Genomic DNA, 16,195 nt, shown 5'->3' on the forward strand with positions numbered 1-16,195 from the left:
GCTTGTTATGAAAAATTATATAAAAAACATTATAAAATTTAGTCTGGCAATATTTGCTTTAGTTTTCATATCATCTTGTGAAGATTACTTAGACAGGGAAGATGAATCTATAGTTTCTGAAGAGGAAGCCTTTAAAAATTTCACCAATTTTCAGGGGTTTACTGAAGAATTATATCACTGTATCCCAGATTTCACCAATGCCTACTGGACCAATTCCTGGAATTGGGGAGATGACGAAATTGAATCTACAGCCAGGGATTTCCATTTTATCAATAAAATTGAAAATGGAAACTTTTGGGGCTGGCAGTCAGAATTTGATGGATGGCAAGCCGGCTGGATGGATAGAAACAATACTAGTACAGATGATGACCGATTTTCAAAATCCCTATGGCAATTAGGATGGTATGGAATTAGAAAAGCCAATTTAGGTCTTGCTAATATGGACCGTCTTACAGATGCCACTCAGGAAGAAAAAGATTTAATAAGAGGGCAGTTATTGTTCTTTAGAGGATGGTTTCATTTCCAATTCATCCAATATTTTGGAGGATTACCATATATAAATGAAGTTTTACCAAGTGATGAACAACTTCAATTACCACGTTTAAGTTATCACGAAGCTGCAGATCTTGCCGCACAGGATTTTCGTGCTGCTGCCGATTTATTACCTACAGATTGGGACGAAACAGATGCTGGAAGCGCAACATTAGGGAAAAACCAATTGCGTATTAATAAAATAATGGCGCTTGGTTATTTAGGGAAGAATTATTTATGGGCGGCAAGTCCCCTAATGAATCAGGAGTCTACAGGGAACGCTGTTTACAATACTTCTTATGCTCAAAAAGCTGCTGAAGCTTTCGCAGAATTACTTACTCTAACAGAATCTGGAGAAGCAGATTATTCTTTAGTACCATTTTCAGATTATCATTTAAACTTTTATACAACCGGGCAAAACTGGCAAATACCAGGTAGTACCGAGGCTATTTTTAGAGGACCTTATTTTGGTGCGCATGGATCTACTTATGGTACAGCAAAACAATATCAGCCTTCTCCCATTTTAACCGATGGGGATGTGAAATTTCTGCCTACTGCAAACTATGTAGATTTTTATGGAATGGCCAATGGGATGCCAATTGAAGATATTACGCAACCCGATCCAGAATCTGGTTATGATCCCGAATATCCGTGGAAAGATCGTGATCCAAGATTTTATAATGATATTGTTTATGATGGCGTTCGTACCGTTCAGGGTTCTATGCCAGCAGATGAGGAATATAACCGTTATGCCAATCTATTTACCGGCGGAAGTTATAGAAATATAAGAACGGGTAGTAGAACCGGGTATATGCTTTACAAGTTTATCCCAATAACAGCAAATAAATATGATGAAGGTTATGGGTATGGGAACAGCTTAAATATTCATTTACCATGGATGCGACTCTCAGATGTATACCTAATGTATGCTGAAGCAGCTGCCCAGGCTTATGGCTCACCTGCAGGACAGGTTTCGGGCTATAGTAAAACAGCGGTAGACGCTATTAATTTTGTAAGAGATAGAGCCGGTGTCGGTCACGTGGCAGATGAATTTTTAGGATCTCTGGATGCTTTTATGAGTGAAGTGCGCCGGGAGCGTGCAGTAGAGTTAGCTTTTGAAAGACACAGGTTTAATGATCTAAGACGTTGGTTGTTGTTAACCGAAAGTCCATATACTTTAAAGAAATCTGTAGAATTTGACAGGGCCGGAGAACTTAATACCGATGATCCTTCACAAAACAGGGTTCTAAACTTAAGGGAAGAAGTTATTCTGGAAAGAAACTTTAGTAGCAAACATTACTGGCTGCCTTTAAAAAATGTGGATGTAAATATGTATTTAGAATTTAGTCAGAATCCTGGCTGGTAACCGCATTGTGTTCAATTTAAACATAGAGAGAATGAATATTATAAAATTTAAAGTAGTTTTTTGTGCACTATTTGCCTTGATGCCTTTTATAGGGGTCGCACAAACATCTGAAGATATTGATGTTGAAGCCATCGTTAGAGGTAAAGAAGGAAAGCCGTTAGTGGGTGCTACCGTAACGACAGAGGCTGGCAACACCGTGGTTACAGATTCTATTGGGAGTTTCTCACTTTCAACAGGCCTGTATTCCACTTTGGCCGTAGCAGCTCCGGAGTACAAACCTACAACAGTAATTGTAACTCCATTTGTGGATAATATAAGTCTTGAGCCTGCAGAAGGTTATGAAGATGTAAATGTTGCATTTCGTAAAGTTGAGAAGAGAAATCTAATAAGTGGAGTTTCTTTTGTAGATCTGGATGAATTAATGGAGAAGAATTATAATACGAGTACCCTGGAAAATATGGAAGGATTTGCCAATGGTTTTCACGGAAATATTTGGGGTATGGACGAGTATTTAGTGCTTATAGATGGAGTGCCAAGAGATGCCGGAAGTATAATGCCTACAGAAATAGATCAAATTAGTTTCTTAAAAGGAGTTTCAGCAGTGGCGCTCTATGGAAGTCGTGCTGCTAAAGGTGTTGTTCAAATTACTACAAAAAGAGGAAAAATTCAGAAGCAGGAAATTGATGTTAGGATAAAGGCAGGAATGTTTGTTCCAAAAAGTTATCCAAAATATCTTGGTTCTGCTGAATATATGACCCTTTATAATGAAGCAAGGGCAAATGATGGGTTAAGTCAGCGGTTTGATGATGAAACTATCTACCAACATGCAGCCGGGGACAACCCATACAGGTATCCCGATGTAAACTATTATTCTTCAGATTATTTACAGGAAACCTATAACAGGTATGATGCTACCGCCCAGATTTCCGGCGGAAATGAAACCGCTCAATATTATACAAATCTTGGTTTTTATTCAGCAGGTTCGCTACTAAATTTTGGTGAAGCTGAAAATAACAGAACCCAGCGGTTTAATATTCGTGGGAATGTAGATATTGATATAACTGAAACTTTATATGCTACGGTAAATGCATCAGCTGTTTATTATAACGGTTGGGGTGTGAATACAGATTATTGGTCAGGTGCTGCCAATTTAAGGCCAAACCGATTTTCGCCGTTAATTCCAACAAGTATGATTGAGGAAAGCGATGAGAATTCTCTGCAGTATGTTAACAATAGTAGTAACCTTATAGATGGACAATATCTTTTAGGGGGTACGCAGCTTGACCAAACCAATCCTTTTGCTGCAATTTATGCGGGTGGAAGTAATAATTATACCAGTAGACAATTTCAGTTTAATACAGGTATTGGAGCAGATTTAGGAAATCTCCTGGAAGGCTTAAGTTTTCATTCAAACTTTGGAGTAGATTATTCTACTTCTTACAACCAATCATATAACAATGAGTACGCAGTTTACGAGCCTAGCTGGACTAATTATGATGGGGATGATTTAATTGCAAGTTTAACCCAGTATGGGCAGGATGCCAGGTCTGGTGTACAAAATATAAGCGATAGCTGGTATAGACAAACAATTTCTTTTTCAGGGCAATTTAATTATGAGACTAAAATAGAAGAAGATCATAACGTTTCAGCAATGCTTATTGCCAATGGATTTCAGCAATCTATTTCAGAAGAATATCACCGAACCAGTAATGCCAATTTAGGCCTGTATGTGGGTTACGATTATTTAGATAAATATTTTGTGAATTTCAGTGGAGCGCTGGTACATTCAGCAAAATTACCTGAAGGAAACCGTCAGGCTTTTTCACCAACCTTTACTTTAGGATGGCGTTTAAGCGAAGAGAATTTTCTTCAAAATTCAACGGTATTTGATGAGTTAAAACTTACCGCTTCCGCAGGTATTTTACATACCGATATTGATATACAGGATTACTATTTATATGAAAGTATTTATACCCAAACCGATGGTGCCTGGTTTAACTGGAGAGATGGTGCTCTAAGCCGTTCCACAGATTCCAGAAGAGGCCAGAACGATGACCTAACTTTTTCTAAAAGAGAAGAAATAAATTTAGGGGTTGAAGCTTCGTTATTTGATAATCTTTTCCAGATACAGGGTTCTGTTTTTGCCAATAGAATGACGGGTGGTATAGTACAGGCATCTGTATTATATCCTAATTATTTTGAAACCGGATGGCCAAACTCTTCATTTATCCCTTATGTGAATTATAACGATGATGAACGTGTAGGGTTTGATTTTAGAGCCGATTGGAATCAGCAATTTGGAGAATTGAAAACTACGCTTGGAGTTGTTGGTACTTATTATGACACCAAGGCCACCAAACGAGCTGAAATGTATGAAGATGAATACCAATCCAGGGAAGGTAATCCTTTAGATGGTATTTGGGGGCTGGAAAGCGACGGACTGTTTGCAAGTGCTGAAGAAATTGCGAATTCACCTTCGCAAAGTTATGGACAGGTTGCCCCGGGAGATATTAAATATATAGACCAGAATGGTGACGGGGTAATAGACAACCAGGATGAAGTTTATCTAGGCAAAGCTGGCTGGTTTGGCTCGCCGCTAACTTTAGGTGTGAATTTCACAGCTGAATGGAAAGATTTCACCTTTTTCGCTCTTGGAATTGGAAGATTTGGAGCTCACGGTATGAAAAATAGTTCTTATTTCTGGATGGATGGTGAAGATAAATATTCAATTGTAGCTCGAGATCGTTGGACGCCGGAGACAAGTGAAATTGCAACCTACCCAAGATTAACTACCACTAATAGTAATAATAACTTTAGAAATTCAGATTTCTGGCTTTATAGTACAGATCGTTTTGACCTGGCAAAAGTTCAAATCTCCTATAATCTACCAAAAGAATTATTTGCCCAATCGTTTGTGCAGGAATTAGGGGTATATGTAAATGGGGCTAATTTACTAACGGTATCCCCTGAACGTGAGATTTTAGAGTTAAATGTAGGAAGTGCACCCCAGAACAGATTTTATAACCTGGGCGTAAAAGCAATATTTTAAAAATTTAAATATAAAAGGAAATGAAAAGTAAATTACTACTTCTTTTATTAATGGTCTTTACAATTACAAGTTGTGACGATCTTATAGAACCTGCCATAGAGAATAATAGAGGCCTGGAAGATATGTATGCTGAGGCCGAATATGCTCAGGGTATTCTGCTTAACGCTTATACCAGGCTACCAAATAATGGTTATTCTTTTAGTGAGGTAGCAACAGCTGATGCCGTTAGTAACGTAAACAATAATCCTTACCGTGAAATTGCTACCGGGCAATGGACAGCTCAAAATAATCCTTTTGACCAGTGGCAAAATGCAAGGGCAGCTATCCAGTATATCAATATCTTTCTTGCCGAGACTGATAAAGTAACCTGGTCTGAAGATGAAGAAATAAGCTCCCTTTTTAACGACAGGCTTAAAGGTGAAGCCTATGGTCTTAGGGCGTTATATATGTATTATCTCTTACGTCAACATGCGGGTTGGGCTAATGGAGAGCTATTAGGGGTTCCAATCTTATTAGAACCTGAAGAAACCGGCTCAGATTTTAATCAGCCAAGGGCAACTTTTGAAGAGTGCATGCAACAGTTATATGCAGATGTAGAACAGGCTGAAGCTTTACTTCCTTTAGATTATGAAACACTTTCAAGTTTACCGGAGGGATATTCAGATTTAGGAGATTATAACAGGGTTTTTGGTGAATATGCCAAACAAAGAATGACCGGTAGAATTGCCAAAACCGTAAGGGCACAGGCGGCTTTACTTGCTGCAAGCCCTGCTTATGCCGATGGAAATACTACTACCTGGACCGATGTAGCCAATTATGCCGGAGAGGTATTGGCAGAAAATGGAGGAGAAAGTGGTATTGCAGCAAATGGTCATACCTGGTACAAAAATGCTTCGCAAATAAGTGGAATTGGAGGGGGTAATAACCCGCCCGAAATTATTTGGAGAACCGATGTGGTAGAAACCAGTGATTTAGAACAGCAACATTTTCCACCAACTTTATTTGGGGACGGACAACTAAATCCAACCCAAAACCTGGTGAATTCATTTCCTATGGCCAATGGTTACCCTATTACAGATCCGGCTAGTGGGTATGATCCCGCTAATCCTTACGAAAACAGGGATCCAAGGTTAGATCATTACATTGTGGTAAATCAAAGTACCGCAGGACCCGGTAATTCAACCATTGTAACCGCTGCTGACGGAAATACCAATGATGCCTTAAATGCCGTAGAAACTTCTACCAGAACAGGTTATTATTTAAAGAAATTGCTAAGGCAGGATGTGAATTTAGATCCTGTAACCAACAATACTCAACAGCATTATACCGCCAGAATGAGGTATACCGAATTATACCTTATTTACGCAGAAGCGGCTAACGAAGCCTGGGGGCCACAAGGAACAGGAACTTTTGGATTTTCGGCCTATGATATTATTGCTGGCTTAAGGGAGCGCGCTGGTATAACGCAGCCCGATGCATATTTAGAATCAATTAGCTCAGATCAAAATGCAATGCGAGAATTAATAAGAAATGAACGCAGATTAGAACTAAGTTTTGAAGGTTTCCGGTTTTGGGATATCCGCCGTTGGGGCGACGATTTAAATGTTCCGGCCAGAGGAGTAAGTATTCTTGATGGGAATCATCAAACAATAACTGTTGAAGACAGGATTTATGAAGAATATATGCGATATGGTCCAATCCCTTTTAGCGAAGTATTAAAATACGATGCAATTATCCAAAACCAGGGCTGGTAGTTAGTTTAATTATAAAGAACAGAAAATGAAAAATAAAATATATTTAATCGCTTTAATTATTCTTTCAGGCTTTACTTCTTGTGAGAATGATAAATGGGAATTTGACGACTATGAATACCAAACTGTTTATTTTGCTTACCAATACCCGGTAAGGACAATTACACTGGGAGAAGATATTTTTGATACTTCTCTGGATAATGAAGGTAAAGCGAGAATAATGGCTACTACCGGGGGAACTTACGATAATGATCAGGATGTTTTTATAGATTTTGAAGTAGATAATTCTTTGACGGAAGGTCTTGTATTTGATGATAGCGGCCAACCTGTTCAGGCAATGCCTGAAAATTATTATACACTGGAATCTAATGAAATCAGGATTCCGCAAGGTGAATTAACCGGTGGAGTTGAGCTTCAGCTAAGCGATGCATTTTTTGCCGATAGTCTTGCTATTGGAAGAAATTATGTAATTCCACTTCAAATGACCAACGTTGTAAGCGCAGATTCCATTCTTAGGGGAATACCACGGGTTACAAATCCACGTAAACCCGTTGCAGAAGATTGGGATGTTTTGCCTAAAGATTTCATTCTTTATGCCGTAAAATATGTGAATCCGTGGCACGGGAATTATTTACGTCGTGGGGTAGATGAAATTGAAGGAACTACCGGTAACGAGAATCTTGACGATACTGTAATAAGAGAAGAAGAGTATGTAGTAGACGATCAGGTAGTAGCCCTCACAACCCGCTCTTTAAATGAGGTAGAGTTAGATTTGGTTTTTCAAAACAGCGAAGGTTATGCTGTAAACTGCACCTTAATTTTAAGCTTTGACGATTCTGGTAACTGTACAGTAAGCGCTGCATCAGATGAGTATACGGCAAGTGGTAGCGGCCAATTTGTAAAAGATGGGGAACAAAACAGTTGGGGCGGAAAAGATCGTGATGCTCTTTACCTGGATTACGAGGTTAACCTTGAAGAAATTAATGTGAGTACAACAGATACGCTTGTACTTAGAGATCGTGGGGTACGTATGGAAACATTTTCTCCCATATTAGAATAAAATTAAAAAATAAATCGATTATGAAATATTTAAATCGTTTTCTTGTTTGTAGTGGCTTATTGGCTTCATTATTTTCCTGTGCCGATCCAGATCCATTAGCATTTGAAGTAGAAAAACCTGAAGGCCTCGAGGCACAGGAAGATATTAATTCTTATGCACCTCTTAAGAGCTATAAGGATAGTACCTCAAATTTCACCTTAGGTGGGGCTGTTTCTATTTCAGATTATATTAATAAGGGAGTAATGTACAGGCTTATTAATAAAAATTTTGATGAGCTTACCGTAGGTTATGGAATGAAACATGGTGCCATCGTGCAAAATGATGGTTCTATGAATTTTGCCCAGGTAAATGAACTTATAGATGCGGCACAACAAGCAGGAACTTCTATATACGGGCATACGCTTACCTGGCATGCTAATCAAAATGCCGAATATCTGAATAGCACAATTGCGCCAACGGTAATAGGTGGCGGACCAAGCTGGGATGAGATTGCTGGTGCTGACTTTGAAACGGATGAAGCAGCAAACTATGAGGCTAACGAAAATGATAGTATGTCTTTTACGGCTGCCGGAGAAGGTGCAGACGGTGAGGGCAGGGCGTTGGCGGTGACCAATGGAGAAGTTCGGGAAAACGATTGGGAAAGCCAGTTCTTTTTTAAGTTTTCTCCGCCTATGGAAGTAGGGGAAGAATACGAACTTACTATGGATGTTCGCTCAGATGCTGATGCCTCTTTTGCTACCCAGGCTCATATTCAACCTGGAGAGTATAAACATTGGGATTTTTTTGGTGCTATTCCCGCCTCTGCTGAATGGACTACTTTTACCAAAAGAATTATTGTTTCTGAAGAAATGGCAGGCTCAAGTACTATTGCTTTTAATCTCGGCAATGTGGCCACTACTTATTATTTTGATAACATAAGCCTGAAAAAATATAACGAGGAAGGCAGTGGTGGCGGTCCCGCACTGGATCCAAGTGTAATTACCAATTCTGATTTTGAAACTGGCACCGATGGCTGGGCTGGCTGGGGAAATGGTTCTACCATGGAGCGCTCCGCAGAAGGTGAGGGCTATGGTGATACAGGTTATGCTTTTACCTTTACGAATCCTTCAGCTACGAATTTTTGGGAAGCACAGATTGCCTATGATTTACCTACATTAGAAATGGAGGAAACTTATGTCTTGAATTTTAAAGTAAAGGCAAATACTGCCGGTACTCTTCGTGCCGAGCTACAATCGCCATCTGATTATTCAAGTGATGGGCTAGGCTCATTTAACGTATCGGAAGACTGGGAGGAATATACTTTGGAGACGACGATTACCAAAGAAGATCGTGAGCGATTAGTTATTAGCTATGGTGACTTTGCAGGGACGGTATATATTGATGACGTAACGCTTTCGCGTGTAAACCCCAATGCCGGTGGTGTTATTGAGAAAACACCAGAAGAAAAGGAGGAGATCATTGGTGGCGAAATGGAAAGATGGATTACGGGCATGATGGAAGTTTCCAAAGACTATGTAGATGCCTGGGATGTAGTTAACGAACCTATGGATGATGGAAATCCATACGAATTAAAAAGTGGAGCGACCGATTCTGATATCACCAGTGACGAATTTTACTGGCAGGATTACCTGGGTAAAGATTATGCGGTTAAAGCCTTTAAACTGGCCAGGGAGTATGGTAGCCCCGAAGATCTCCTTTTTATAAACGACTATAACCTTGAATATAATTTAGACAAGACCAGGGGACTCATTGAATATGTAGAATACATAGAAAGCCAGGGTGCTACTGTAGATGGTATTGGGACTCAAATGCACATTAGTATAAATTCCGATAAAAATAATATTGCTCAAATGTTTCAACTTCTTGCTGAAACTGGTAAACTTATTAAAGTTTCAGAACTGGATGTAAGAACAAATGTCTCTGAACCTACAGATGAAGTTTTACAACAGCAAGCCGAAATGTATAGTTATGTAGTTGAAGCTTATAAAGAACATGTGCCTCAGGCGCAAAGATATGGCATTACCGTTTGGGGTGTTACCGATAGTCCTGAAGATGCAAACTGGTTGCCCGGTGAATTCCAGGGTTTGTGGGATGTTAACTTAAACAGGAAGCCTGCTTATAAGAGCTTTGCCGAAGCTTTGGAAGAGTTATAAACTGTAATAACAAAACAAATATATCTAAGGAATGATTGCGTTGCTATCCGTTTAAATTTAATCATGTGTGATTTTTACTGAATAGTTCTCCTAACTCAAAAAAGTCTGGATACCGGTTGGATTAGCAACGCTTATCCGGTATGAATTAGCCTTTTTTAGAAGTTAGGGGAACTTTTTTATAAAGAAATTGTAAATTATTATAAACTTTCTTCCTGGAATTTTAAAATCAACTGCTATGTACAAAAGAAAAAATTTGTCTATTTTTATATTATTGTTAAGTGTGTTTTTCACATTTTACAGTTGTAATTCTAATAAAAAATCAGTTGATAATAGCGAGGTATCTAAAGTGAGTTTAAAAAATGCTTTCGCGAATAATTTTCATATTGGGACCACTCTCAATGCCTGGCAAATTATGGGAAGGCAGCCTGAAGAACTTAAGGTTGCCACAGAGAATTTCAATTCTATTGTTGCCGAAAACATTATGAAAAGTGCACGAATTCAACCGAAAGAAGGGGAATTCAATTTTGAACTTGCCGATGAATTTGTGAAAATAGGCGAAGAAAATAATATGCATATCCACGGGCACACCTTGATATGGCATTCCCAGGCTCCTGACTGGTTTTTTGTAGATAAAGATGGAAATACGGTGTCTAAAGAGGTGCTTACCCAAAGAATGAAAGATCATATTCATACAGTTGTGGGCAGGTATAAAGGTAGAATTCACTCCTGGGATGTGGTTAATGAGGCGATAGAAGACGACGGGAATTATAGAAATAGCAAGTTCTATCAAATTTTAGGTGAAGATTTTATAAAACTGGCCTTTGAATTTGCACACGAAGCCGATCCCGAAGCCCAGCTTTATTACAATGATTATTCTATGGCAGTACCAGGAAAGCGTGCTGGGGTAGTGAGAATGGTAGAAAAGCTTCAAAAGGAAGGAATTACCGTACACGGGATAGGAATGCAGGGACATATTGGATTAAACCATCCCGATATTCGTGAATTTGAAGAAAGCCTGGAAGCATATGGAAGCCTTGGGAAAGTGATGATCACTGAATTAGATCTTAGTGTTTTACCTTCCCCTTGGGGCGATGCCGGGGCTGAAATCTCAGATAATTATGAGTATGAAGATAAAATGAATCCATTTCCTAAGGGTCTGCCAGTCGATGTGGAGCAACAATTCACAAAGAGATATGTAGAATTTTTTGCACTGTTCTTAAAACATCAGGATAAAATTGAAAGGGTTGCCCTTTGGGGAGTGAACGATGGAAATTCCTGGAAGAATAACTGGCCGGTGAGGGGAAGAACCGATTATCCGTTGCTATTTGATCGTGAAAATAATCCAAAACCTGTTGTGAAGGAACTTATAGAACTGGCTGCAGCAAAATAACCCTACAAAATTTAAAATTAGAAATGAAAAAAGTCTTTTTATTTATCTGCCTGTTAGGAATTTTTCCCTTTGTTGTTGCGCAGGAAGCAACCATCCAGAGTCCCGATGATGCTGTAAGATTAGAAGTTAATCTGGAAGCAGGAATACCAACCTATTCTGTTTTTTATAATAATGAAGTGGTGCTGGAAAAATCCCGACTGGGACTAAAAACAAATATTGCAGATTATTCTGAAGGTTTAAGTTTTGAAGGGAGTAAAACCACTACCGTAGAAAAGAGTTATGAATCTAAAAAACTTAAAGATTCAGAAATCAATTATAACGCACAGGAACTAACCGCCACTTTTACCACTCAAAAAGGGCAAAAAATGGATGTAATTTTCCGGGTGAGTAATAATGACATTGCGTTTAGATACCATCTTCAAAAATACAGCGACACCATAGCCCACGTGGTCACTAAAGAATTTACAGGATTTAATTTCCCAAATACAGCAAAAAGTTTCCTTACACCTCAGTCCAAATCTATGGTAGGTTTTCAGCGCACCAAGCCTAGTTACGAAGAGGGCTATTATCTAGATCAGGAGATTACTAAAGCTTCCGCCAATAATCTGGGGTATACTTTTCCGGGATTATTTAAAACCGAAGATCACTGGGTTTTACTTTCTGAAACCGGGGTTGACGGCACTTACGTGGGCGCTCATCTCAGCGATCCAAATGCCGAAGGGGAATATACGATCGCTTTTCCAGACAGTACTGAAAATAATGATTTTGGATCAACTGGGGCCGCAATTTCCCTTCCGTATAGTACTCCCTGGAGAACAATTACCGTGGGAGAAAGTCTAAAGCCCAATGTAGAAACTACTATTCCTTTTGATGTGGTGGAGCCGCTTTACGAGGCTTCTCAGGATTATAAATTTGGGCGCGGTGTATGGAGCTGGATTATGTGGCAGGATGCAAGTATGAATTATGACGACCAGGTAACTTATATTGATTTTGCTGCTGAAATGGGTTATGAATACATCCTCATAGATGCGCTCTGGGACCAGAATATCGGGTACGACAGGATGGAAGAGTTGATCAAATATGCCAACAGCAAGAACGTTGATGTTTTTTTGTGGTATAACTCCAATGGTGTTGCCAATGACGCGCCTATGACTCCGCGTAATAAAATGCACCGGGCTATTACCCGCAAACAGGAAATGCAGTGGTTACAGGAGAATGGGGTAAAAGGCCTGAAAGTTGACTTTATGGGTGGTGATAAACAAGAGACCATTCAGCTTTATGAAGATATAATGTCTGATGCCAATGATCACGGATTAATGATGATCTTTCACGGAGCCACAATTCCAAGAGGTTGGGAAGTAATGTATCCTAATTTTATAAGTACTGAAGCTGTTCTCGCTTCGGAAAATCTAATGTTTAGTCAGTATGCAAACGACCAGGAAGCCCGAAGCGCTGCCATTCATCCTTTCATACGGAACACGGTGGGAAGTATGGATTTTGGAGGTACTGTTCTAAACGAACGTTACAACCGAACCAATGACGGCGGAAACTTTAGAAGAACCTCTGATGCCTTTCAACTGGCAACCGCAGTTCTATTCCAAACGCCGGTTCAATTCTTCGCATTGACGCCGAATAACCTCGAAGACGCTCCGGAATTCGCAGTGGACTTTATGAAAAACGTTCCCACAACCTGGGATGAGACGATTTTCATTGAAGGATATCCTGGAGAGTACAGCGTAATAGCAAGAAGGCACAAGGATCAATGGTATATCGCCGGGATCAATGCTTCAAAAGAAGCAAAAAAGGTGAGCTTTTCCCTTCCGGAACTGAAAGGAAATACATTCAGTATTATTAATGACTCTAAAAAAGGGAAAACTGAAAAGAAAGAGATAAAACAAAATAGAGGAAAATTTGAAGTGACCATTCAACCTCAGGGCGGATTTGTGATTACAAATTAGCCCAGGTTCCTCCTCCTGTAAAACATTAAAAATGAAACAATTATTTGTCATTATCGTTTTTTTTAGCTGCGTCACTCAATCGATAGCGCAGTTTTCTCAGGAGGAGCGGGACAGTATTTATCGTTTAAGTACGCAGGATCATCAATTAATGCTGAAGGAATTAGGAATAGAATCCTTGCGGCACGGACCTTCCGGAAATCCCAACGATCCTAATGCCGCAAATTCCGATGAATCTAAAGTTGTAGATTATAACTTGCCAGAGCTTTTGGTTTTTAAAGATGGATCAAAAGTCACTTCAGTTTCTGAATGGGAAAAGCGCAGGCAGGAGATCAAAGAAGATTTTAATGCCGAAGTTTATGGAAGATTCCCCAAAAATATCCCTGCTGTAAACTGGAAAGTTGTTTCCAGAAAAGATTCAATTATTGGTGAATACCCAGTGCAGGTTGAGGAACTTTTGGGAGTGGTAGATAACTCTGCCTATCCCAAAATTGACGTTGAAATCGAGATGACCCTGACCCTTCCAAAAAATACAGATAAAAAAGTGCCGGTAATCTTGAAATTCGACTGGAATTTTCCAGCGGGGTTTTTTCCAGAGCCCGAGCAGGAAAAACCCTGGCAGGAACAATTACTGGCTCAAAACTGGGGCTATGCCAGTCTGATCCCAACAAGTTATCAAGCCGATAATGGCGCCGGACTTAGACAGGGAATCATCGGATTAGTGAATAAAGGCAAACCTCGAAAATTAGATGATTGGGGTGCTTTGAAAGCCTGGGCCTGGGGTGCCGGCCGTGCGCTTGATTATTTTGAAAATTATTCAAAAGTTGATTCAAAAAAAGTGGCTATAGAAGGACTTTCCCGCTACGGGAAAGCTGCAATGGTCACTATGACCTACGATGATAGATTTGCTGTGGGATTTATAGGCTCTGCCGGAGCAGGTGGTACAAAGATTCTGCGGCGCAATTTTGGGGAACAGGTAGAGAATTTGGTCTCCACTTCACAATACCACTGGTTTGCTCCCAATTTTATAAAATACGGAAGTCCTTTAGAAACAAAAGACCTTCCGGTAGATGCCCATCATTTGATTGCGCTTGCAGCGCCACGACCTGTTTTTATCAGTAGTGGAGATCCTAAAGTTGAAGGAAACTGGATAGACGCCAAAGGGATGTTTTTAGCCGGAGTCCACGCGAGTCCTGCTTATGAAATCTATGATGAAAAAGGACTATCAAAAACTGAATTTCCTCAAGTTGGGGAGTTTTTATCTGAAGGTAAACTCGTTTTTAGAATACACGAGGGCGGTCATACCGTAGTGCCTAACTGGCCATATTTTATAGAATTTGCCAAACCCTATTTCAAATAAAGAATATGAAAAAGAGAAATCTACTCATTATAATTTTAAGCCTGTTTATAGGAAATTCAGTCGTTGCACAACAGCAGGCTCAAAATCCTATCATCCACGCCGATGTACCGGATGCTTCTATAATCAGGGTTGGTGATACCTTTTATATGAGCAGCACTACGATGCATATGAATCCCGGGGTGCCGATTATGCAATCCACCGATTTGGTAAACTGGGAAATAGTAAATTACGCTTACAATACTTTGGGAGATACAGATGCCCTGAATCTTGAAAATGGTGAAAACGCCTACGGAAGAGGTTCCTGGGCAAGCAGCCTTCGTTACCATAATGATACTTTTTACGTTTCTACTTTTTCGAGCACCACAGGGAAAACTTATATTTTCAAAACAAAAGATATTGAAAATGGCACTTTTGAAGAGATTTCTTTTAGCCCGTCTCTTCACGATAACACCTTATTTTTTGATGACACCGGAAAGACTTACCTCATTTGGGGTGGAGGAAAACTGAATATAGTAGAGCTTAAAGATGATCTTTCAGGAGTTAAGGAAGGTACAGAGCGGGTTCTAATTGAAAATGCTACTGAACCTATAGGTTCTAATTATATTCTTCCTGCGGAAGGATCTCAAATATTTAAGGCTAACGGAAAGTATTACTTGTTCAACATCGCCTGGCCAAGGGACGGGATGAGAACGGTGATTATTCATCGAGCCGATAAAATTACCGGACCTTACGAAGGAAAACTTGCTTTTCAGGATAAAGGCGTCGCACAGGGTGGTTTAATTGATACGCCGGAAGGGGATTGGTTTGCATATTTATTTCGGGATTATGGAGCAGTAGGGCGTATTCCTTACCTGGTTCCTGTAAAATGGGAAAATGGCTGGCCAATTTTGGGTGAAGATGGCAAAGTGCCTGAAACCCTGGACCTACCCGCAAATGAAGGATGGATCCCGGGAATTGTGGCTTCAGATGATTTTGACAGAAAACCTGGAGACAGAGATTTGCCTCTGGTTTGGCAATGGAATCACAATCCTCAAAATGATTACTGGTCTGTAAAAAACCGTGGAGGTTATTTAAGATTAACTACAGACAGGGTAGATACTTCATTTTTAAATACCCGAAACACCCTAACCCAAAGAACCATTGGTCCAGAGAGTACGGGCATAACTAAAGTGGATCTTTCCGGAATGAAGGAGGGAGATTATGCAGGGCTTGGTGTACTTCAGAAGAATTTTGGATTTGTAGGGGCCAAAATGAAGAATAACAAGAAGCACATTATTATGGTCAATGGAGCTTCCGAAGAGCCTGTAGAGGTTGAAAGCATTCCGTTAGATCAGGAGGAGCTTTACCTTAAGGCCGTTGGGGATTTTCAAGACAGGAAAGATACAGCAGAATTTTATTATAGCCTTGATGGTGAAAACTGGAAAACTATTGGCAACGAGCTTAAAATGTCTTACACGCTTCCGCACTTTATGGGGTACAGGTTTGCGCTGTTCAATTACGCTACAAAAGAAGTAGGTGGGCACGTAGATTTCGATTACTTTAAAATTGAAGCTGAAAAAAATAATTAAAATGAAAAATTT

At 39.7% G+C, this 16,195-nt stretch carries 9 protein-coding genes; all 9 read left to right on the forward strand.

Features of this window, described 5'->3' with window-relative positions; genetic code table 11:
* Window positions 1-7 precede the first annotated feature (7 nt).
* The 9 genes from AO058_RS06950 (at window position 8) to AO058_RS06990 (ending at window position 16,183) form a co-directional block, all read left to right on the forward strand.
* Window positions 8-1,897, forward strand: coding sequence for a RagB/SusD family nutrient uptake outer membrane protein (locus AO058_RS06950; RefSeq protein ID WP_075325790.1), 1,890 nt, complete (start codon window positions 8-10; stop codon window positions 1,895-1,897).
* 31 nt (window positions 1,898-1,928) lie between these two features.
* A complete protein-coding gene (locus AO058_RS06955; RefSeq protein ID WP_075325791.1) occupies window positions 1,929-4,946 on the forward strand; it encodes a SusC/RagA family TonB-linked outer membrane protein in 3,018 nt (1,005 codons plus the stop codon).
* A gap of 20 nt (window positions 4,947-4,966) precedes the next feature.
* Window positions 4,967-6,700, forward strand: a complete 1,734-nt coding sequence (locus tag AO058_RS06960) for a RagB/SusD family nutrient uptake outer membrane protein (protein WP_075325792.1) — start codon at window positions 4,967-4,969, stop codon at window positions 6,698-6,700.
* A gap of 25 nt (window positions 6,701-6,725) precedes the next feature.
* Window positions 6,726-7,757: a DUF5627 domain-containing protein gene (locus AO058_RS06965; protein ID WP_075325793.1), complete on the forward strand. Its 1,032-nt coding sequence runs from the start codon at window positions 6,726-6,728 to the stop codon at window positions 7,755-7,757.
* Window positions 7,758-7,777: 20 nt separating this feature from the next.
* On the forward strand, window positions 7,778-9,910 hold the full coding sequence (locus tag AO058_RS06970) for an endo-1,4-beta-xylanase (RefSeq protein ID WP_075325794.1): 2,133 nt from the start codon (window positions 7,778-7,780) through the stop codon (window positions 9,908-9,910).
* Window positions 9,911-10,145: 235 nt separating this feature from the next.
* On the forward strand, window positions 10,146-11,300 hold the full coding sequence (locus tag AO058_RS06975) for an endo-1,4-beta-xylanase (RefSeq protein ID WP_075325795.1): 1,155 nt from the start codon (window positions 10,146-10,148) through the stop codon (window positions 11,298-11,300).
* 23 nt (window positions 11,301-11,323) lie between these two features.
* Window positions 11,324-13,258 (forward strand): glycoside hydrolase family 97 protein, encoded by a 1,935-nt coding sequence (locus AO058_RS06980; protein WP_075325796.1) that lies wholly within the window; start codon window positions 11,324-11,326, stop codon window positions 13,256-13,258.
* 31 nt (window positions 13,259-13,289) lie between these two features.
* A complete protein-coding gene (locus tag AO058_RS06985; RefSeq protein ID WP_075325797.1) occupies window positions 13,290-14,615 on the forward strand; it encodes a glucuronyl esterase domain-containing protein in 1,326 nt (441 codons plus the stop codon).
* A 5-nt stretch (window positions 14,616-14,620) separates the two neighbouring features.
* Complete coding sequence (locus AO058_RS06990) at window positions 14,621-16,183, forward strand: glycoside hydrolase family 43 protein (RefSeq protein ID WP_075325798.1); 1,563 nt, start codon at window positions 14,621-14,623, stop codon at window positions 16,181-16,183.
* Window positions 16,184-16,195 lie beyond the last annotated feature (12 nt).

It is taken from the genome of Salegentibacter sp. T436, assembly GCF_001932675.1.
In the GTDB taxonomy this organism is placed as follows: domain Bacteria; phylum Bacteroidota; class Bacteroidia; order Flavobacteriales; family Flavobacteriaceae; genus Salegentibacter; species Salegentibacter agarivorans.